Here is an 18,606-nt window from a genome sequence, read left to right as displayed (position 1 = left end):
TACCGGCCAGGGCATCAGTCCCCGGGGACGAACTCCCCGTGGCCGGCCACCCGCAGCCCGGCACGGATCTTCTCGGCGGCGGCGTCCAGGTCCTCCGGCTCGGGGCTGTTGTCCACCTGCTCCAGGTCGAAGTCGTCGAGGGAGTTGGACGGCCAGACGTGCACGTGCAGGTGCGGGATCTCGTAACCGGCGACCATCAGCCCGGCCCGCTGGGCGCCGAAGGCCTCGACCTGCACCTTGCCGATCGCCTGGGCCACGGTGACCAGGTGCGAGACGAGCCCCGGATCCGCCTCGGTCCACTTGTCCACCTCGGCGCGGGGCACCACGAGGGTGTGGCCCTGCGTCAGGGGGCCGATGGACAGGAAGGCCGCGCAGGTCTCGTCCTGCCAGACGAAGCGGCCGGGCAGTTCCCCGTTGATGATGCGCGTGAAGACGGTGCTCATGGTGTGGACTCCTCCATCGTGGTGGTGCGTGGGTGGATGTTCGGGGCCGGCTGCGGGGCGGGATCCGCACGGCGGGCCGTCAGGGGTGCTCGCCGGTGGCGACCGGACGGCCCGGCGTGTTCGACCAGGCGGACCAGGACCCGGGGAACAGCGCCGCCCGGTAGCCCGCGATGTTCAGCGCGGCCACCTCGTGGGCGGCGTTCACGCCCGAGCCGCAGTAGGCCCCCACCGGGTGGTCCCGGTCCGCCCCCAGCGCGCGGAACCGCTCGGCCAGCTCGGCCGCCGGAAGGAACCGGCCGTCCTCGTCCACGTTCTGAGCGGTGGGGGCGCTGACGGCACCGGGGATGTGTCCGGCCTGGGGGTCCAGCGGTTCCTCCTCACCGCGGTAGCGGGCGCCGGACCGGGCGTCCAGGAGCAGCCCGGACCGGGGCAGGCCCGCGGCGGCGTCCATGTCGAGCACCGGCATCCTGCCCCAGGTGGTCCGGGCGTTGCCGGGCCGCGGGATCACCTCCCCCGCCTGCAGCGGCAGCCCGGCCTCCCGCCAGGCCGCCAGGCCACCGTCGAGCAGGTAGGTGCGGTCCAGGCCCACGTGCCGCAGCAGCCACCAGGCCCGGGCGGCCGAGGTCCCCTGGGCGTCGTCGTAGACCACCACGGTGTCCCCGTCGTCGATGCCCAGCATCCGCACGGTGTCGCCGAACCGGTCCGGGTCCGGCAGCGGGTGCCGGCCCTCGCGCGGGTTGTCGTGACCGGCCAGCTGGCTGTCCATGCTCACGTACACGGCCCCGGGAAGGTGGCCCCGCAGGTACTCGCCGTGGCCGTTCTGGGACCCCAGGGCGGTCCACCGGATGTCCAACACCTTCAGGGCCTCGGGATCCGGACACGGCTCCGTGGCCACGAACCCCGGACGTGGCGGTCCGTCCGGCGCCTGCGCTCCGGCCGGGGCATGGCCCTGCCAGGCGGCCACCGTCCGGACGTCCACCAGGACGGGGTCGGTGCCGTTCAGCCGATCCACGCGGTCTCCCCCTCCTCAAGGACGAGCAGCGTGGTCCCGTGGCGCTCGGCGAACGCGGTGGCGTGACGGCGGTACATCGGCAGCCCGCGGCCGTTGAGCAGCCCGTCGTGGATGGGGATGGCCTGGCGAGGGCGTACGGCGGTGATGAAGTCGACCGTCTCGGCCAGCTTGGACCACGGGGCGCTCAACGGGACCAGGAGGGTGTGGGGGGCCGGACCGTCGGGGACGATGTAGCTGTCCCCGGGGTGGTAGACCTGCCCGTCGAGGACGTAGCCGGTGTTGGCGACCACGGGGATCTCGGGATGGATGAGGGCGTGCTGGCCGCCCACGGTCCGCACCGCGAAGCCCGCGGTCTCGAACTGTTCCCCGGGGCCCGTGGCGATGATCCGCTCGGCCGGGACCCCGGCGGCGCCGGCGGCCCCGGCGAGCCGGGCGGCGGGGGCCGCGGGGGCACGGACGGTGGCCTCCGGGTTCGCCGCGAGGAAGTCGAGGACGGGACCGTCGTCGAGGTGGTCGGCGTGCTCGTGGGTGACGAGGACGTGCTCGGCGCCCTCCAGTGCCACCGGGACGTCCGTGAAGTTCCCGGGGTCGATGACCAGGCGCCGACCGGCCTTCTCCAGCCGGACACACGCGTGACCGAACTTGGTCAGGGCGATCTGCGATTCCACCCGGCCAGCCTATCCCGGAACGTCGGCGGTCGTCAGTCCTCGACCCGTCCGGAACGGCGCCGAACCGCCCGGTCAACCGCGGGTCGACGAGGGTGGACGCCGAGCAGGTGAGGACTCCGTGGCGGGCGGGCCCTGCGGAGGACGCGGGCCGGACCCGGCGCTGGTAGCCTGTGCGGGACATGAACGCCGGACCCGACGCGACCACGCCGCCCCCGCCGCAGCCCACCAGGCCGGTCCGGGGACGGTCCACCCGGCAGAAGACCGCGGTGAACAGGGCACTGGACGAACTCCGCGACTTCGTCAGCGCCCAGGACCTGTTCGCCCTCCTCAAGGACCAGGGTGAGCAGGTCTCCCTCGCCACCGTCTACCGCATCCTGCAGCAGCAGCAGCAGGAGGGGCTGGTGGACGTCCTCAACCCGGACGACGGGGAGTCCCTGTACCGGCGCTGCGAGGTGCAGACACACCACCATCACCTCGTGTGCCGGCGGTGCGGGCGCGCCGTGGAGATCGAGGCGCCGGCCGTGGAGCGGTGGACCGCACGGATCGCGAGCGAGCACGGGTTCACGGATGCGGAGCACACCGTGGAGATCTACGGCATCTGCCCCGACTGCTCGCGCCCCTGAACGTCGTCCGGCCCGCAGTCCGGGTCCACCAGCAACGGCGCCGAGGACCGGTGCAGCGACCCCAGCCCGTAGACGTCCTCCAGGTTCCTGCGGGTCATGACCTCCGCCGGGGCCCCGGAGGCCACGACGCGCCCGTTGACCAGGATCACGTGGTCGGCGGCACCGGCCTCCTCGAGGTCGTGGGTGGTCAGCACCACGGAGTGCCCGTGCTCCGTCTCGGCGTGGATGATGCGGTCGATGGTCCGGGCCGAGGTGATGTCCAGTCCGGTCATCGGTTCGTCGAGCATGAGCACCTCGTGCCCCTGCGCCAGGCCCTGCGCAACGTACACGCGCTGCCGCTGGCCCCCGGAGAGCTCCTCCAGGTGCCGGCCGGCCAGGTCCGTCACGTTCATCTTCTCGAGGGCCTCTGCCACGGCGGCCCGATCCGCGCGGGAGAACGGGCGGAGCCACCCCCGGGACGGGTAGCGGCCCATCCTCACGACGTCCCGCACGGTCATCGGCGTGCCCACCGGGAACACCACGGACTGCATGACGTAGGAGATCCGCCGGCGGTTGGCGCGGGCGGATCCGCCGAGCACGCGCAGCGTGCCCGATGTCGGCTCCAGCACCCCGGCGATCGCCTGCAGCAGGGTGGACTTGCCGGACCCGTTGGGTCCGATCACGGCCGTCACCCCGCCCACCGGCACCCGGAAGGTGGAGGCCTGCAGGGCGACGTGACGCCCGTGGGACAGCACGAGGTCACGGGCCTCGACCAGCGCCTGGGACGCGGCGCTCATGCCGTCGCCTCCGCACCGCGGCGCACGGGGCGGATCCTGCGCAGGGTCTCCCGGACGGCCAGCACGATGAAGAACAGCACGATGGGCACCAGGGCCATGGTGGCCGAGCCCGCCGTGCCCAGGTGGTAGCTCAGGCCCAGCCCCACGACCACCGAGACCGCCGCGATGCCGGTGGAGACGGCGAACATCACCGGCACCGTCCGGGACACGAGTGCCGCGGTGGCCGGCGGGCCGACCAGCAGCCCGAAGACGAGCATGGTGCCCACGGCCTGGAAGCTGCCGATCACGGCGGTCGCGATCAGCACCAGCAGCAGGGCGTGGGTCAGCTTCGGGTGCATGCCCAGGGACTCCGACTTGGCCCGGGAGAAGGACAGGGCCATCAGCGGGCGGTAGAGCAGGACGGCGAAGAGGATGACCACGACGGCCATGATCGCCTGGACGCGGATGTCCGCCCAGGTCACGCCCAGCGCGTCACCGAACAGGATGGCCGTCAGGGACCCGGTGTAGGACTCGGCCCGGGAGATGATCACCACGCCCAGGGCCATCATCCCGACGAACAGCAGACCGATCGAGGTGTCCTCCTTCAGCGTGGTGGTCCGGTACACGAGCTGCATCCCGCCGACCATGGCGGCCGCGGCGACCGCGGCGCCCAGGTAGGGGGAGAAGCCCACCACCACGGCCGCGGCGATGCCGGGGATCACCCCGTGCACGAAGGCGTCGCCGAAGAAGCTCATGCCGCGCAGCACCAGCCAGACCCCGACGACGGAGCACATCAGCGCCGCGACCAGGCCGCCGACGAGGGCACGCTGCTGGAATCCCAGGGCGAAGGGCTCGATCAACCAGTCCACGGCGACCACCCTACTGGCCGCTCGCGGCGCCGTGCGGTGCGGGGTCCGCTCACGCGAGCGCGTCCGCGAGGGCCCGCGCGGTGGCCACCATGGCGTCGGCGTAGTCCTCGGCACCGGAGCCCTGGGGGCCCACCCCGCTCTCATAGACCTCGACCACGGGGACCTCTCCGCCGGTCTCCGCGGAGAGCGCGGGGATCAGCCTGTTGCCCGAACCGGCGCTCATGACGAGGGCGTCGGCGCCCTGTTCCTCGATCTGCGCGACCAGCTGGGCCAGCCGCTCGGAGGACGGTTCCGCGTCGGTGGACCCGCCCGGGACGACGACGCCGGCGATCTCGAAGCCGTAGGCGTCGGCGAAGTAGGCGTAGGCGGCGTGGTCGGTGACCAGCGTGCGGCGGTCGGCGGGGATCGCCTCGAGGACCTCGCGCACCTCGGCGTCCGCGGCCCCGAGGGTCTCGGCCGCCTCCTGGCCGCAGTCCGCGTACCGTTCGTCCCCGGTCGTGCGCGCGAGTTCGTCACCGATCACCCCGGCGGCCGTCGCCATCCGGGAGACGTCCATCCACACGTGCGGATCCTGCGCACCGTGGGCGTCCGGGGCCTCCCCGGCATGGTCGTCCCCCTCCTCCCCCGCGTGGGCGTCCTCTTCCGCGGCGTACGGCAGCGGGTCGAGCTGGGGGCCGACCTCGAGCAGGGTCGCGCCGTCGGCGGCCGCATTGTCCAGGGCGGCCTGCATCCCGGATTCCAGGCCCAGCCCGTTGACCACGACCATCCCGGTCCGGGTCATCTCCGCGATCTGCTGTGAGGACGGGGCGAAGTCATGGGGGTCGTCCCCCGAGCCCATGAGCGTGCTGGACGAGGTCCCCGCGCAGGCGGTGATGTCCGCCAGGATGCTGCCGAGTTGCGTCGTGGTCGCCACCGCCACCGGCTCGCTCCCCGCCGCGGCCTCCTGGTCCGCGTCTCCCGCGCCTCCCGTGCCGCCGCCGGCACAGGAGGTGAGGGCGAGCAGGGCGACGACGGCCAGGCCGCTCACGCCCGCCACGGTCAGGGGTGGGCGGGCACGGCGGCCGGGGCGGGCGGAATCGGGCATCGGGGTCCTTCGGGAAGAGCGGTCGGGAACGGGGACCAGCCTAGCATGTTGAGAACTGTTCCCAATAAGACTGGCCGGTCCCCCGGACCCGTCAGGCGTGACGACGCACCCGGTTCGGGTTGTTCGACTGGGTGGCGTCGTGGATCTCGCCCACCAGAACCTCGAGCACGTCCTCGAGGAACAGCACGCCCACCGTCTCGCCCGCCGCGGAGATCACGCGCGCCAGGTGCGAGCCGGTGCGCTGCATCAGGGACAACGCGTCCTCGATCTCGTCGGCGACGCCCACGTTGGCCAGGGAGCGGACCTTGGTGACGGGCACGGGTTCGCGGTAGTACTGCTCCGGGACGGTCATGACGTCCTTCAGGTGCAGGTAGCCCGTGTAGGAGCCGTCCGCGTCCTGGAGCACGAACCGGGAGAACCCGGTCCGCCCCACGGCCTTCTCGAAGGCCTCGGGGGCCACGTCCGCGGCCAGGGTGACCAGCTCGGCGCTGGGCACCATCACGGCTCCGGCGGTGTAGTCCGAGAACTCCAGGGCCCCGCTGAGCAGTCCGGAGCCGTCGTCCACCAGCCCGGTGCGGGTGGACTCGGCGACGATCGACTGGACCTCCTCCAGGGTGTAGGTGGAGTTGACCTCGTCCTGGGGCTCGACCTTCAGGGCGCGCAGCACCAGGTTCGCCGCCCAGTTGAGCATGACGATGACCGGGTGCAGCACCTTGTTCAGCCAGACCAGCGGGGTGGCCAGCAGCATGACGGCCTTGTCCGCCATGGACACCGCCGCGTTCTTCGGGACCATCTCGCCGAAGGTGACGTGCAGGAAGGTGACCACCAGCAGGGCGATGACGAACGCCGAGACGTCCGCGACCGCCGTCGGGACCCCCGCCGCCTCCAGCGGGGACACCAGCAGGTGGTGGATGGCCGGCTCGGAGACGTTGAGGATCAGCAGCGAGCAGACGGTGATGCCCAGCTGGCACACGGCCAGCATCTGGCTGACGTGCTCCATGGCGAACAGGGCCGTCTTCGCCCGCCCGGAACCGGCCTCGGCCTTCGGCTCGACCTGGCTGCGGCGGGCGCCCATGACGGCGAACTCGCCCGCCACGAAGAAGGCGTTGGCCACCAGCAGCACGACCAGCCAGAGCATGCCCATGATGTCCTGGTTCATCGGGCCTCCTCCTGGGTCCGGGCGCCGCGGGCGGTCCGGGACGCCTCCGCCGGCGACCCGGCGGAGGGGGTCCCGGCGGCACGCTCGGCCGGGATGAACTTGACGCGGTCCACGCGGCGGCCGTCCATGCGCTCCACCTCGAGCGTGCCGCCCTCGGCCTCGACGCGGTCCCCGACCTCGGCCACCCGGCCCAGGACGGCCATCACGTACCCGCCGACGGTGTCATAGGAGCCGTCCTCCGGGACCTTCAGGGACGGGATCTGGGCGCCGACCTCGTCCGGGCGCATCAGGGCCGGGAAGTACCACTTCCCGGAGGCGGTCTGCAGCACGCCCGGTGTCACCCGGTCGTGCTCGTCGGAGACCTCCCCCACGATCTCCTCCACCAGGTCCTCGAGGGTGACCATCCCGGCCGTTCCGCCGTACTCGTCCACCACCATCGCCACCTGCAGGCTGGCCGAGCGCAGCTCGCCGAGCAACTGGTCCAGGTGGACGGTCTCCGGGACGCGGCCGACGTCGGTCATGATCGTGGCCGCGACGAGCTCGGGACGCTTGGCGCGCGGGACGGCCACGGCCTTCTTCACGTGCAGCACCCCGCGGACGTCGTCCGGGGAGTCGCCGATGACCGGGAACCGGGAGTACCCCGTGCGCCGGGCGATGTCGATGACCGCGTCCAGCGGCTCGTCCGCCTCGATGGACTCCATGCGGATGCGCGGGGTCATGACGTCCGCCGCGGTGCGGTCCGAGAAGCGCAGCGTGCGGTCCACGAAACTGGCCGTCTTCTCGTCCAGCGTGCCCATCTCCGCCGAGCGGCGCACCAGCGAGGAGAGCTCATCGGGGGTGCGGGCCCCGGAGATCTCCTCCTTGGCCTCCATCCCGAACAGGTGCAGCACGCGGTTCGAGAAGCCGTTGAGCACGAAGATCACCGGCCGGAACACGGCGGTGAAGACCAGCTGGGGACGGGCCAGCGCGCGGCCGACCTGCATCGAGCGGGCGATGGACAGGTTCTTCGGGATCAGCTCACCGACGAGCATCGACAGCAGCGTGGCCACCACCATGGCCACCACGAGGGACACCGTGGAGGCGGTGGCCTCCGGCACGCCCCAGGCGGTCATCGGCCCGGCCAGCAGTGCCCCGAGGGAGGGCTCCATGAGGTAGCCGGTGAGCAGGGTGGTCAGCGTGATGCCGAGCTGGCAGGCCGAGAGCTGCGTCGAGAGCGACTTGAGGCACTTCAGCAGGGGCTCGGCACCCCGGTCGCCGTCGTCCACCAGTCGCTGCACGGTGGGCACGTCCAGGGCGATCATCGAGAACTCGACGGCCACGAAGAACCCGGTGCCCAGGATGAGCAGCAGGCCCAGGGCCAGCAGGAGCCATTCCATGGTCAGCGCTCACCCCCGTCACGGGGAGCGCCGGAACGGACCCCGCGGGGCCGGCCGTCAGTCAGGGGTGAGCACGTACTAGAGGGCTCCGTTCCGGCCACGGCGGCGGATGCGCGGTGGCGGGAGGAGGCACCGGATCGGTGTCTGTCCATGATGAGAACCAGTATATGGGGTGCACGAAACCTCGCCTGTCGGGCACGCCCTCACCAGGACTGGGCGACGGGCCGCCCCTCCTCATAACCGGCGGCCGACTGCACGCCCACCACGGCGCGCTCCCGGAACTGCTCCAGGTTTGCGGCGCCGGCGTAGGTCATGGACGAGCGCACGCCGGCGGTGATCATGTCCAGCAGGTCCTCCACGGAGGGCCGCTCGGGGTCCAGGTACATCCTCGAGGTGGAGATCCCCTCCTCGAACATGGACTTGCGGGCGCGGGCGTAGGCGTCCTCGGCCCGCGTCCGGTTCTGGACGGCCCGTGCCGAGGCCATGCCGAAGCTCTCCTTGTAGCGCCGCCCGTCGGCATCGGTCACCAGGTCCCCCGGTGACTCGACGGTGCCGGCGAACCAGGACCCGATCATCACCTGGGAGGCACCCGCCGCGAGCGCCAGGGCGACGTCCCGCGGATACCGCACGCCGCCGTCGGCCCACACCCGCCTGCCCAGGTCACGGGCGGCGGCCGCGCACTCCAGCACCGCGGAGAACTGCGGGCGGCCCACCGCGGTCATCATGCGCGTGGTGCACATCGCGCCGGGGCCCACGCCGACCTTGACGATGTCCGCGCCGGCCGCGACCAGCTCGCGCACGCCGGCCGCGGACACCACGTTCCCGGCCACCACCGGCACCGTCAGGCCCAGCCCGCGCACCGCGGCCAGGGCGTCGAGCATCTTGCGCTGGTGGCCGTGGGCGGTGTCCACCACCAGGACGTCCACGCCGGCCTCCACCAGGGCGGCGGCCCGGCCCGCCACGTCCCCGTTGATCCCGACGGCGGCACCCAGTCGCAGCCGTCCGTCGCCGTCGAGCGCGGGGGCGAACATGCCCGAGCGCAGCGCTCCGGCGGGCGTCAGGATGCCCACCAGCCGGTCCCCGTCCAGCACCGGTGCATAGGGCGTGGCGCTGGCGTCCATGGCGGTGAAGGCCCTCTCGAGGGCCTGTTCGGGCACCCGCCCGCCGACCGGCGCCGGGAAGTCACCGGCCTGGAGGGCCATCGACGGCTGACGCAGGACGGAGTCGACCGAGGAGAAGCGGTCCACCCCCTCGCAGTCCTCGTGGCGCACGATCCCGGCGAAGGCGCCGTCCTCGTCCACGACGCACACGGCCGGGTGGTTCCGCTTGCCCAGCAGGTGCAGCACGTCCAGGACGGTGTCCGTGGGGTGGACCTCCAGCGGGGTCTCGAAGACGGGGTGGCGGTCCTTGACCCAGCCGGCCACCCGCCGGATCACGGTGATCGGCACGTCCTGGGGCAGGATGCCGAGGCCACCGCGGCGCGCCATCGTCTCCACCATGCGCCGCCCCGTCACCGCGGTCATGTTGGCGGCCACCAGCGGGATGGTGGCACCCGTGCCGTCGTCGGCCGCGATGTCGACGTCCATCCGGCTCGTCACCTCGGACTTCGAGGGGACCAAGAAGACGTCGGAGTAGGTGAGGTCGGTGGTGGGGGCCGTGATGAACTCCATGGCCCCATCGTCCCATCCGTTCGCGCCACGGCGGCAATTCCCCGCGGGGGCGTTGGTGCCTGACCTCGAAATATCACTATGCTGGTACGAGCGTGCCCACGGGCCGGACTGCACGGTCCGGTGCCCGCCGGACCGGAGCGGGGCGCGCGGGCGAAATCCCCGCCGGTGAATCACATCATGACTACGGAAGAGGCGTATCCACCGTGCCAGAACTCACGTCCGACCGGCTTTCCGCGGAATTCCCCGGAAACGAATGGCTCGTCGCGGAGATCTACGACAAGTACAAGGCGGACAAGTCCTCCGTGGACGCGAAGTGGGTGGAGATCTTCGAGCGTCTCGAGGCGGACGGACCGGCCGGTGGCGCGTCCCCGGCCGGCGCCGGGACGTCCAATGACCGGGCCCGCCCTTCCGGCACCTCGACCGCGACCCAGGTGAAGGACCTCCCCCGGGACCCCGGCAAGCAGTCCGGTGCCAGCGCGGCCACCGCCTCGGGCGCGAAGCCCGCCCCGAAGGCCGCTCCCGGGCCGGCCGCCAAGCCTGCCGCGCAGACGGCGGCGTCCCCGTCGTCCTCCCAGTCGCCCTCGGTCAAGAAGTCCAGCGCACCGGCCGGCACCCCCGTGCCCTCGGAACCGGAGAAGTCCAAGAAGAAGGACGCCTCCGAACCGCTCGAGGACAAGGTCACCCCGCTGCGCGGCATGTCCCGGGCCGTGGCGAAGAACATGGACGCCTCGCTGTCCATGCCCACCGCCACCACCGTGCGTGATGTCCCGGCCAAGCTGCTGATCGACAACCGGATCATCATCAACAACCACCTGAAGCGCACCCGCGGTGGCAAGGTGTCCTTCACCCACCTGATCGGCTATGCCCTGGTGCGCGCCCTGGCCCAGTACCCGGCCATGAACGTGCTCTACCGCGAGGTCGACGGCAAGCCCTCCCTCGTCGAACCGGCGCACGTGAACTTCGGACTGGCCGTCGACCTGCCCCAGAAGGACGGTTCGCGCACGCTGGTCGTGCCGAACATCAAGGGCGCCGAGTCCCTGAACTTCATCGAGTTCTGGCGGGCCTACGAGGACCTCGTCAAGCGTGCCCGCGACAACAAGCTGGGCCTCGAGGACTACGCGAACACGACCGTCTCGCTGACCAACCCCGGTGGCATCGGCACGGTGCACTCCGTCCCGCGGCTGTCCGAGGGCCAGGCCGCGATCATCGGCGTGTGCCTTGAACTACCCGGCCGAGTTCCAGGGCGCCTCGGAGAAGACCCTGAACCGGCTGGCGGTCTCCAAGACCATCACGCTGACCTCGACCTACGACCACCGTGTCATCCAGGGCGCTGCCTCGGGCGAGTTCCTCAAGCTCATCCACGGGCTGCTGCTGGGCGAGCAGGACTTCTACGACGAGATCTTCGAGTCCCTGCGCATCCCCTACGAGCCGGCCCGCTGGCGGCCCGACGTCCAGGTCAACCCCGAGGACCAGATCAACAAGGTGGCCCGGATCCAGCAGCTGATCCACGCCTACCGCGTGCGCGGCCACCTGATGGCGGACGTGGACCCGCTCGAGTACACGATGCGCAAGCACCCGGACCTGGACATCCTGCACCACGGGCTGACCCTGTGGGACCTGGACCGCGAGTGGCCGACGGGTGGTTTCGGCGGCAAGCCGATGCTGCCGCTGCGCGACATCCTGGGCGTGCTGCGTGACGCCTACTGCCGCAACACCGGCGTGGAGTACATGCACATCCAGGACCCGGCCGAGCGCCAGTGGTTCCAGGACGAGCTGGAGCACCCCTACTCCAAGCCGACCCGGGAGGAGCAGTTGCGCATCCTCGGCCGGCTCAATGCCGCCGAGGCGTTCGAGACGTTCCTGCAGACCAAGTTCGTGGGCCAGAAGAGGTTCTCCCTCGAGGGCGGCGAGTCCCTGATCCCGCTGCTCGACGGCGTCATCTCCGGTGCCGCGGACGAGGGCCTGGACGGGGTGGGCATCGGCATGGCCCACCGTGGCCGGCTCAACGTGCTCACCAACATCGCCGGGAAGACCTACGCACAGGTCTTCCGCGAGTTCGAGGGCACCGCGATCCCGGGGTCCGTCGAGGGCTCCGGTGACGTCAAGTACCACCTGGGCACCGAGGGCACGTTCGTCTCGGACCGCGGCAACCGCACGAAGGTCTACCTGGCCGCCAACCCGTCCCACCTCGAGGCCGTCAACCCGGTCCTGGAGGGACTGGTCCGCGCGAAGCAGGACCGGCTGGACCACGGTGGGGAGTCCGTGAACTCTTACTCGGTGCTGCCGATCCTGGTCCACGGCGACGCGGCCTTCGCCGGCCAGGGCGTGGTGGTCGAGACCCTGAACCTGTCCCAGCTGCGCGGGTACCGCACGGGCGGCACGATCCACGTGATCGTCAACAACCAGGTCGGCTTCACGACCCCGCCGTCCTCGGCCCGGTCCTCCGTCTACGCCACGGACGTGGCCAAGACCATCCAGGCGCCGATCTTCCACGTCAATGGCGACGACCCGGAGTCCGTGGTCCGCGTGGCCCAGATGGCCTTCCAGTACCGGCAGCGGTTCAACAAGGACGTCGTCATCGACCTGATCTGCTACCGGCGCCGCGGCCACAACGAGGGCGACGATCCCTCGATGACCCAACCGCGGATGTACAACCTCATCGAGCAGAAGCGCTCCGTCCGCAAGCTGTACGTGGAGAACCTCGTCGGCCGTGGTGACATCACCCAGGACGAGGCGGACTCGGCGCTGCGCGACTACCAGCAGCGCCTCGAGCGGGTGTTCTCGGAGACCCACGAGGCCCAGACCTCCCCCATCCCGGTGGTCGGCGCGGGCCTGGAGAGGGCCTCGGACGAGGTCGACCGCGCCCCGCAGGCCCCGGACGGCACCCGGATCCCGGAGGAGGTCCTGCAGCGGATCGGCGAGGCGCACCTCGAGATCCCGGAGGGCTTCACGGTCCACCCGAAGCTGAAGGCACTGCTCGAGCGGCGCGCCAAGATGGCCGTCAACGGCGAGATCGACTGGGGCTTCGCGGAACTGGCCGCGTTCGGCTCCCTCCTCATGGAGGGGGTACCGGTGCGCGTGGCCGGCCAGGACTCCCGCCGCGGCACGTTCGTCCAGCGCCACGCCGTGTTCCACGACCGGGCCAATGACGACGAGTGGACGCCGCTGAAGAACCTCTCGAGCGACCAGGCGAAGTTCTGGATCTACGACTCGCTGCTCAGCGAGTACGCGGCCATGGGCTTCGAGTACGGGTACTCCGTGGAACGCTCGGACGCCCTGGTGCTCTGGGAGGCCCAGTTCGGCGACTTCGTCAACGGCGCCCAGACCATGATCGATGAGTTCCTCTCCTCCTCTGAGCAGAAGTGGGGCCAGAACTCCTCGCTCGTGCTGCTGCTGCCCCACGGGTACGAGGGCCAGGGACCGGACCACTCCTCGGCCCGCATCGAGCGGTTCCTGCAGATGTGCGCGCAGGACAACATGCGGGTGGCCAACCCCTCCAACGGCGCCAACCACTTCCACCTGCTGCGCGAGCAGGCGTACGCCCGCCCGCGGCGCCCGCTGATCGTCTTCACGCCCAAGCAACTGCTGCGCCTGAAGGCGGCGGCGTCCTCGGTGGAAGACTTCACCCGGGGCCGCTTCCAGGCCGTGATCCCGGACCGGGAGGTGGATTCCTCCGTGGAGAAGGTGCTGCTGGTCTCCGGCCGGTTGTACTACGACCTGCTGGCGCGCCGGACCAAGGACCAGGACACCAAGACGGCGATCGTCCGCGTGGAGCAGCTCTACCCGCTGCCGGAGGACGAGATCGCGGCCGAACTGGCCAAGTACCCGGATGCCCAGGTCTGCTGGGTCCAGGACGAGCCGGCCAACCAGGGCCCGTGGCCGTTCATGGCCCTGAACCTGCTGCCGCAGCTGGACCGCGAGGTCACGCTGGTGTCGCGTCCGGCCTCGGCCTCCACCGCGGCCGGCTCCAAGGCCCGTCACGACCAGGAGGCGTCGGTCCTGCTGGACCAGGCCTTCTCCCGCTGATCACCGCGGGGCGCCGCAACAGGCGGTTGCCCCGGGGGTTCCCGACCGGGATCCGGCCCGGCCATCCTCGTGGTGGCCGGGCCGGATCCCGGTCGGGCCCTTGCTACAGTGGCGACCATCGCAATCGAAAGGTAGACCGTGGAGATTCGTCGGATCCGCATCGCGTCCGTCGGCAATGAATTGCTGGCCGGCGTGGGCGACCCCCGTGCCCTGGGCTGGCTGGGCCGCGTCCTGGCCAAGACCTCGGCACCGGGTGTCCAGCTGGAGAGCTACGTGCTCGCCTGCCCGGGAGAGGGCACCGAGGCACTGTCCCAGCGCTGGCAGGCGGAGACCGCACGGCGGTACGGACAGGACACCGAGAACCGGCTGGTCATCGGCCTGTCGGACCTCGACCTGGACCTGGAGTCCTCCACGGCCCGGGCCCGGTTGAACCTCGCCAACGTCCTGGACCGTGCCGCCCAGCTCGACATCGCCACCCTCGTGGTCGGCCCCGTGCCGTCCCTCGACGGGGAACGCAACGCACGGCTCTCCGAGCTGAACGCGGCGTACATGGACGTGGCCGACCGCCGGCACCACTACTACGTGGACACCTTCACCCCGCTGGTCAACCACGAGCAGTGGCGCAACGACCTCGCGGCCGGCCAGGGGCTGCCCGGCCAGGCCGGATACGGGCTCATCGCCTGGCTGGTGCTCCACCGCGGGTGGTACCAGTGGCTCAACGTGCCGGAGCCCACCGCCTGACCCCGGTGCCGGCGTCGCGACCGACGGGGCCCCGCGGGGGTGCACCGCTTTGTCCGGCACCGGCGGGGTATGCGAAACTGGATGGTGCTGTCACGCACCGGGACAGCACAGGAACGCGCCCGTGAGGCGCGGGTCCGTTCCCATCACCGGAAGGAAACGCGATGAGCAAGCGTGGACGCAAGCGGCGCGATCGCCGCAAGGGCGGCGCCAACCACGGCAAGCGGCCCAACACCTGAGGCCCGGCCGGAGGCAATGCCCCGGAATGCACCAGACCCCGCCGGTCAGGACGGTCGAACCGTCCCGGCCGGCGGGGTCTGTTGCGTCGGGGGCCGGTCCTGCCGGCGGGCCGTCCGCACCGGACGGCCCGGGTTCAGTGGCCTGCCTCCACTCGGATCTGGCTGATCCGCGCCATGATGTTCACCTTCAGGGCGTCCGGCGCCTTCTCGGTGCAGCTGCGGCGGACCACGGAGCGGATGATGCACTCCAGGTCATACTCGTGGGCACACTCCGTGCACTCCTCCAGGTGGCTGCGCACCTCCTCGAGGTCCTCGTGCGTCAGCGCACCGTCGAGGTACTCGTAGAGCCGCTGGATCCGGGCATCCTCACAGTCGCCGATCTTCTCGCAGTCCGCGCTCATCTGCCCGCCTCCTGTTCTTCGGTCCCGCCGGTGGCGCCGGCGTCGGATTCCGCGTTCTTGCTGGTCGTGGTCTTCGTGCCGCCCTTCTTCGGGGCGGCCTTCGGGGTCTTCGGGGTCTTCGGCTCGACCTTGATGCCGCGCTCCCGGGCGTAGTCCGTCAGCAGTCCGCGCAGCAGCTTGCGCCCGCGGTGCAGCCGGCTCATCACCGTTCCGATGGGGATGTCGAGGATCTCCGCGATCTCCTTGTAGGCGAATCCCTCGACGTCCGCGAAGTACACCGCGAGCCTGAACTCCTCCGGGATGGCCTGCAGGGCGTCCTTGACGTCGGAGTCCGGCAGGTGGTCCAGGGCCTCCGTCTCGGCAGAGCGCAGCCCGGTGGAGGTGTGCTGGGCGGCCTTGGCCATCTGCCAGTCCTCGACCGTGTCCGTGGCCGCCTGCTGCGGCTGCCGCTGACGCTTGCGGTACAGGTTGATGTACGTGTTCGTCAGGATCCGGTAGAGCCAGGCCTTGAGGTTGGTCCCCGGGCGGTACTGGTGGAAGGACGAGTAGGCCTTCGTGTAGGCCTCCTGGACCAGGTCCTCCGCGTCCTGCGGGTTGCGCGTCATGCGCATGGCCGCCGAGTACAGCTGGTCCACGTACTCCAGGGCGTCGCGCTCGAAGCGCTGACGGCGGGCGGCGTCGGACTCCGCGGTGACGTCCACCTCGGGGTCATCGTGCTCGGAGGGAGCCTGGGCGGTCTTGTGCGTTTCCATCGTCGCCCAGTCTACGTCCGCGGCAGGTCCTGCCAGGGTCGCTGCACCAGGGGCCATGGAACCGTCCCTTCGCTCGTCTCGCTCGTCATCGTGCGGCGCCGGCCGGGCCGGCGCCACCGTCCTCGTGGTGATACCGGGTACAGCAACCCCCCGGGCACGGATATTCCACGGCCGGTATCTTGGGTGGGTGACCACAACAGCCTCGGCCTCTCCCCTCACCGACCCCTGGCCCGCCCCCGAGCCCACCGGCCCGGTCCGCGGCACGGTGCGTGTCCCGGGATCGAAGTCGTTGACCAACCGCTACCTCGTCCTCGCGGCGCTGGCCCAGGGGCCCAGCGTGCTGCGGGGCGTCCTGGACAGCCGGGACTCGCGCCTGATGATCCAGGCCCTGACGGCACTGGGCGCCGTGGTGGAGCACACCGGCCCCGGTACCGTGCGCGTCACCCCCTTCCCGACGGCGGCGCGAGCCCCGGTGCGCCCGCCCCCGGTGACGGGATCCCGGCCGGGCGCACGGTGGACTGCGGCCTGGCCGGAACCGTGATGCGCTTCGTGCCCCCGATCGCCGCCCTGGTGTCCGGGCCCACCCGCTTCACCGGCGACGAGGCCGCCCTGGCCCGCCCGATGCGTCCGGTCCTGGCGGCGCTGGCCGCGCTCGGGATCACCCTGGACGGCCCCGGCACGGAGCGCGGGACCCTGCCGTTCACCGTGCACGGCACCGGCGGCGTCGAGGGCGGCCGGATCGAGGTCGACGCCTCGGGGTCAAGCCAGTTCGTCTCCGCCCTGCTGCTGGCCGCCCCCGGTTCCGCCAGGGACTGCACCTGGTGCACACCGGGGACGCGGTGCCGAGCCCGGAGCACGTGGCCATGACCGTGAGCGTGCTGCGCCGTTGCGGGGTGGAGGTGGACGACTCCGTCCCGGGCCAGTGGCGGGTCTCCCCCGGTCCGGTGCGCGCGCTGGACCTGGCGGTGGAACCGGACCTGTCCAACGCGGGGCCCTTCCTGGCCGCCGCCGTGGTGACGGGCGGCCAGGTCCGCGTGCCGGACTGGCCCGCCGGAACCACGCAGATCGGCGACCGCTGGCGGACCATCCTGCCCGCGTTCGGCGCCACCGTGGACTTCGCCCCGGACCCGGACGGGCACACCGGCACCCTGACGGTGACCGGTGCCCTGACGGAGACCGGCCACCCGCGGATCACCGCCCCCGGGGACCTTCCGGACACCGGCGAGCTGGCGCCCACGGTCGCCGCCCTGTGCCTGCTGGCGGAGGGCCCGGGACGCCTGTCCCGGATCGGGCAGCTGCGCGGCCACGAGACCGACCGCCTGACGGCACTGGCCGCCGAGACACGGCGGGTGGGCGGCCAGGTCGAGGAGGGCCCCGACTACCTCGCCTTCCAGGGGACGGGCGGCTCCCCCGACGCCGACGGCACCGGGGCCACCGAACCGTCCTCCGCCCTGCACGGGGCGACCCTGGAGACCTACCACGACCACCGGATGGCCACCTTCGCCGCCGTCGTGGGACTGGCGGTGCCCGGCGTGCTGGTGCGGGACGTGGGCACCACCGCCAAGACCATGCCCGACTTCCCCGAGCTGTGGACCCGGCTGGTGACCGGGGACGGCGACCGCGCATGAGCCGGCCCGGGCGCGGTTTCGACCCGAAGCGCTGGGACGAGTCCGACGTGCGCTCGCGCCCCAGCAAGAGGGGTTCGCGCCCGCGCACCAAGGAACGGCCCGCCCACGAGGACGCCGTCACCGGCCGCGTGGTCACGGTGGACCGAGGCCGGTACACGGTGTACCTGCCCGGCCGGGAGGGATTCCACACCGTCACCGCCATGCGCGCCCGTGAGCTGCGCCGCAACCCGGTGGTCACCGGTGACCTCGTCGGGCTCGTCGGGGACCTCTCGGGCCTGGAGGGGAGCCTGGCCCGGATCGTGCGGATCGAGGAGCGCAGCACCGTGCTGCGGCGTTCCGCCGACGACTCCGACGCCTACGAGCGCGTGGTGGTGGCCAACGTCGACCTGCTGGTCATCATGGTGGCCGCGGCCAATCCCGAGCCCCGCACCGGGTTCATCGACCGTGCCCTGGTGGCCGCCTACGACGCGGGGATCGAGCCGCTGCTGTGCATCACCAAGACGGACCTGCGCGACCCCGCCGGGCTACTGGCCCACTACCGGCACCTCGACCTGGAGGTGCTCACCTCCGGTGCCGCGGGCAGCGGGACCGGTGACGGCGACGCCCGCCTGGACCCGGCCCTGCTGCGCGCCCTGCGGTCCCGGCTGGAAGGCCACATCTCCGTGCTGGTGGGCCCGTCCGGCGTCGGGAAGTCCACGTTGCTCAACGCCCTGACCGGCACCCGGCGGGCCACCGGCCACGTCAACGCGGTCACCGGTCGCGGACGGCACACCTCCTCCTCCGCCCTGGCGATCCCGTTGCCGGCCGAGGGTTCCGCCGATGACGCGCCGTCCATGGACCCCGGCGGGGAGCACGAGTCCTGGGTGGTGGACACCCCCGGGATCCGCTCGTTCGGCCTGGGACTGGTGGACCGTGATCGCGTGGTGGAGGCCTTCGAGGACCTGGCGCCCGCCCTCGCGGACTGCCCGCGGGGCTGCACGCACGCCGCCGGGGAGCCCGGGTGCGCGCTCGACGCGTGGGTGGCGGGCGGCAACGCCGGGACGTCCGGCGCAGAGCGGCTGGCCTCACTGCGCCGGTTGCTGGACGGGCGCTCCGACGATGAGTGGTGAGCGCCCGGCCGCCGACCGTGCCGATAGCGCTGAGCCCTGCGGCCTCGCGGTAGC

Annotated in this window: 15 protein-coding genes and 2 pseudogenes; 6 read left to right on the top strand and 11 right to left on the bottom strand. The window is 71.8% G+C overall.

The window, feature by feature from the left end; genetic code table 11:
- Positions 1–14: 14 nt before the first annotated feature.
- The 3 genes from CITRI_RS0108535 to CITRI_RS0108525 form a co-directional block, all read right to left on the bottom strand.
- Positions 15–443, bottom strand: a complete 429-nt coding sequence (locus tag CITRI_RS0108535; RefSeq protein WP_010144314.1) for an HIT family protein — start codon at positions 441–443, stop codon at positions 15–17.
- A gap of 79 nt (positions 444–522) precedes the next feature.
- A complete protein-coding gene (locus CITRI_RS0108530; RefSeq protein ID WP_010144313.1) occupies positions 523–1,455 on the bottom strand; it encodes a sulfurtransferase in 933 nt (310 codons plus the stop codon).
- Positions 1,443–2,123, bottom strand: a complete 681-nt coding sequence (locus CITRI_RS0108525) for an MBL fold metallo-hydrolase (protein WP_010144312.1) — start codon at positions 2,121–2,123, stop codon at positions 1,443–1,445. Before CITRI_RS0108525 ends, CITRI_RS0108530 begins: the two co-directional genes overlap by 13 nt.
- Positions 2,124–2,302: 179 nt before the next feature.
- On the opposite strand from CITRI_RS0108525, the gene CITRI_RS0108520 reads away from it, so the two are divergent.
- Positions 2,303–2,746, top strand: a complete 444-nt coding sequence (locus CITRI_RS0108520; RefSeq protein WP_029139158.1) for a Fur family transcriptional regulator — start codon at positions 2,303–2,305, stop codon at positions 2,744–2,746.
- Here CITRI_RS0108520 and CITRI_RS17015 read toward each other — a convergent pair.
- The 6 genes from CITRI_RS17015 to CITRI_RS0108490 all read right to left on the bottom strand — a co-directional run bounded on the left by CITRI_RS17015 (position 2,713) and on the right by CITRI_RS0108490 (position 9,659).
- Positions 2,713–3,522 carry a metal ABC transporter ATP-binding protein gene (locus CITRI_RS17015; protein WP_010144310.1) on the bottom strand — a complete coding sequence of 270 codons (810 nt, stop codon included), beginning with the start codon at positions 3,520–3,522 and terminating at the stop codon, positions 2,713–2,715. The genes CITRI_RS0108520 and CITRI_RS17015 overlap by 34 nt on opposite strands.
- On the bottom strand, positions 3,519–4,370 hold the full coding sequence (locus tag CITRI_RS0108510) for a metal ABC transporter permease (RefSeq protein WP_040386176.1): 852 nt from the start codon (positions 4,368–4,370) through the stop codon (positions 3,519–3,521). Before CITRI_RS0108510 ends, CITRI_RS17015 begins: the two co-directional genes overlap by 4 nt.
- A gap of 49 nt (positions 4,371–4,419) precedes the next feature.
- Entirely contained in the window at positions 4,420–5,454 is a 1,035-nt protein-coding gene (locus tag CITRI_RS0108505) for a metal ABC transporter substrate-binding protein (protein WP_010144308.1), read from the bottom strand.
- Positions 5,455–5,545: 91 nt separating this feature from the next.
- On the bottom strand, positions 5,546–6,613 hold the full coding sequence (locus tag CITRI_RS0108500; protein ID WP_010144307.1) for a hemolysin family protein: 1,068 nt from the start codon (positions 6,611–6,613) through the stop codon (positions 5,546–5,548).
- A complete protein-coding gene (locus CITRI_RS0108495; protein WP_010144306.1) occupies positions 6,610–7,989 on the bottom strand; it encodes a hemolysin family protein in 1,380 nt (459 codons plus the stop codon). The genes CITRI_RS0108500 and CITRI_RS0108495 overlap by 4 nt, the downstream gene beginning before the upstream one ends.
- 203 nt (positions 7,990–8,192) lie before the next feature.
- Positions 8,193–9,659, bottom strand: coding sequence for a GuaB1 family IMP dehydrogenase-related protein (locus CITRI_RS0108490; protein WP_010144305.1), 1,467 nt, complete (start codon positions 9,657–9,659; stop codon positions 8,193–8,195).
- A gap of 203 nt (positions 9,660–9,862) precedes the next feature.
- On the opposite strand from CITRI_RS0108490, the pseudogene CITRI_RS17010 reads away from it, so the two are divergent.
- The 3 genes and pseudogenes from CITRI_RS17010 (at position 9,863) to CITRI_RS20605 (ending at position 14,662) form a co-directional block, all read left to right on the top strand.
- Positions 9,863–13,685 (top strand): annotated as a pseudogene (locus CITRI_RS17010) (multifunctional oxoglutarate decarboxylase/oxoglutarate dehydrogenase thiamine pyrophosphate-binding subunit/dihydrolipoyllysine-residue succinyltransferase subunit).
- Between the two features lie 138 nt (positions 13,686–13,823).
- Positions 13,824–14,426, top strand: a complete 603-nt coding sequence (locus tag CITRI_RS0108465; protein ID WP_010144301.1) for a GDSL-type esterase/lipase family protein — start codon at positions 13,824–13,826, stop codon at positions 14,424–14,426.
- 161 nt (positions 14,427–14,587) lie between these two features.
- Positions 14,588–14,662 carry a 50S ribosomal protein bL37 gene (locus CITRI_RS20605; RefSeq protein WP_369732111.1) on the top strand — a complete coding sequence of 25 codons (75 nt, stop codon included), beginning with the start codon at positions 14,588–14,590 and terminating at the stop codon, positions 14,660–14,662.
- 134 nt (positions 14,663–14,796) lie between these two features.
- Here the strand turns inward: CITRI_RS20605 and rsrA are convergent, their stop codons facing one another.
- A complete protein-coding gene (gene rsrA, locus CITRI_RS0108460) occupies positions 14,797–15,063 on the bottom strand; it encodes a mycothiol system anti-sigma-R factor (RefSeq protein ID WP_010144300.1) in 267 nt (88 codons plus the stop codon).
- Positions 15,060–15,815, bottom strand: coding sequence for a sigma-70 family RNA polymerase sigma factor (locus CITRI_RS17005; protein WP_010144299.1), 756 nt, complete (start codon positions 15,813–15,815; stop codon positions 15,060–15,062). Before CITRI_RS17005 ends, rsrA begins: the two co-directional genes overlap by 4 nt.
- Before the next feature lie 187 nt (positions 15,816–16,002).
- Between CITRI_RS17005 and aroA the strand changes: the two are divergent.
- Together aroA and CITRI_RS0108445 are read left to right on the top strand one after the other, a co-directional pair.
- Positions 16,003–17,443 (top strand): annotated as a pseudogene (aroA, locus tag CITRI_RS17000) (3-phosphoshikimate 1-carboxyvinyltransferase).
- Positions 17,440–18,552 carry a ribosome small subunit-dependent GTPase A gene (locus CITRI_RS0108445; RefSeq protein ID WP_010144295.1) on the top strand — a complete coding sequence of 371 codons (1,113 nt, stop codon included), beginning with the start codon at positions 17,440–17,442 and terminating at the stop codon, positions 18,550–18,552. Before aroA ends, CITRI_RS0108445 begins: the two are co-directional and overlap by 4 nt.
- Positions 18,553–18,606: the final 54 nt, after the last annotated feature.

Source organism: Citricoccus sp. CH26A (assembly GCF_000224415.1).
Lineage (GTDB): Bacteria > Actinomycetota > Actinomycetes > Actinomycetales > Micrococcaceae > Citricoccus.
This window is presented reverse-complemented; position numbering and strand designations above follow the sequence as displayed.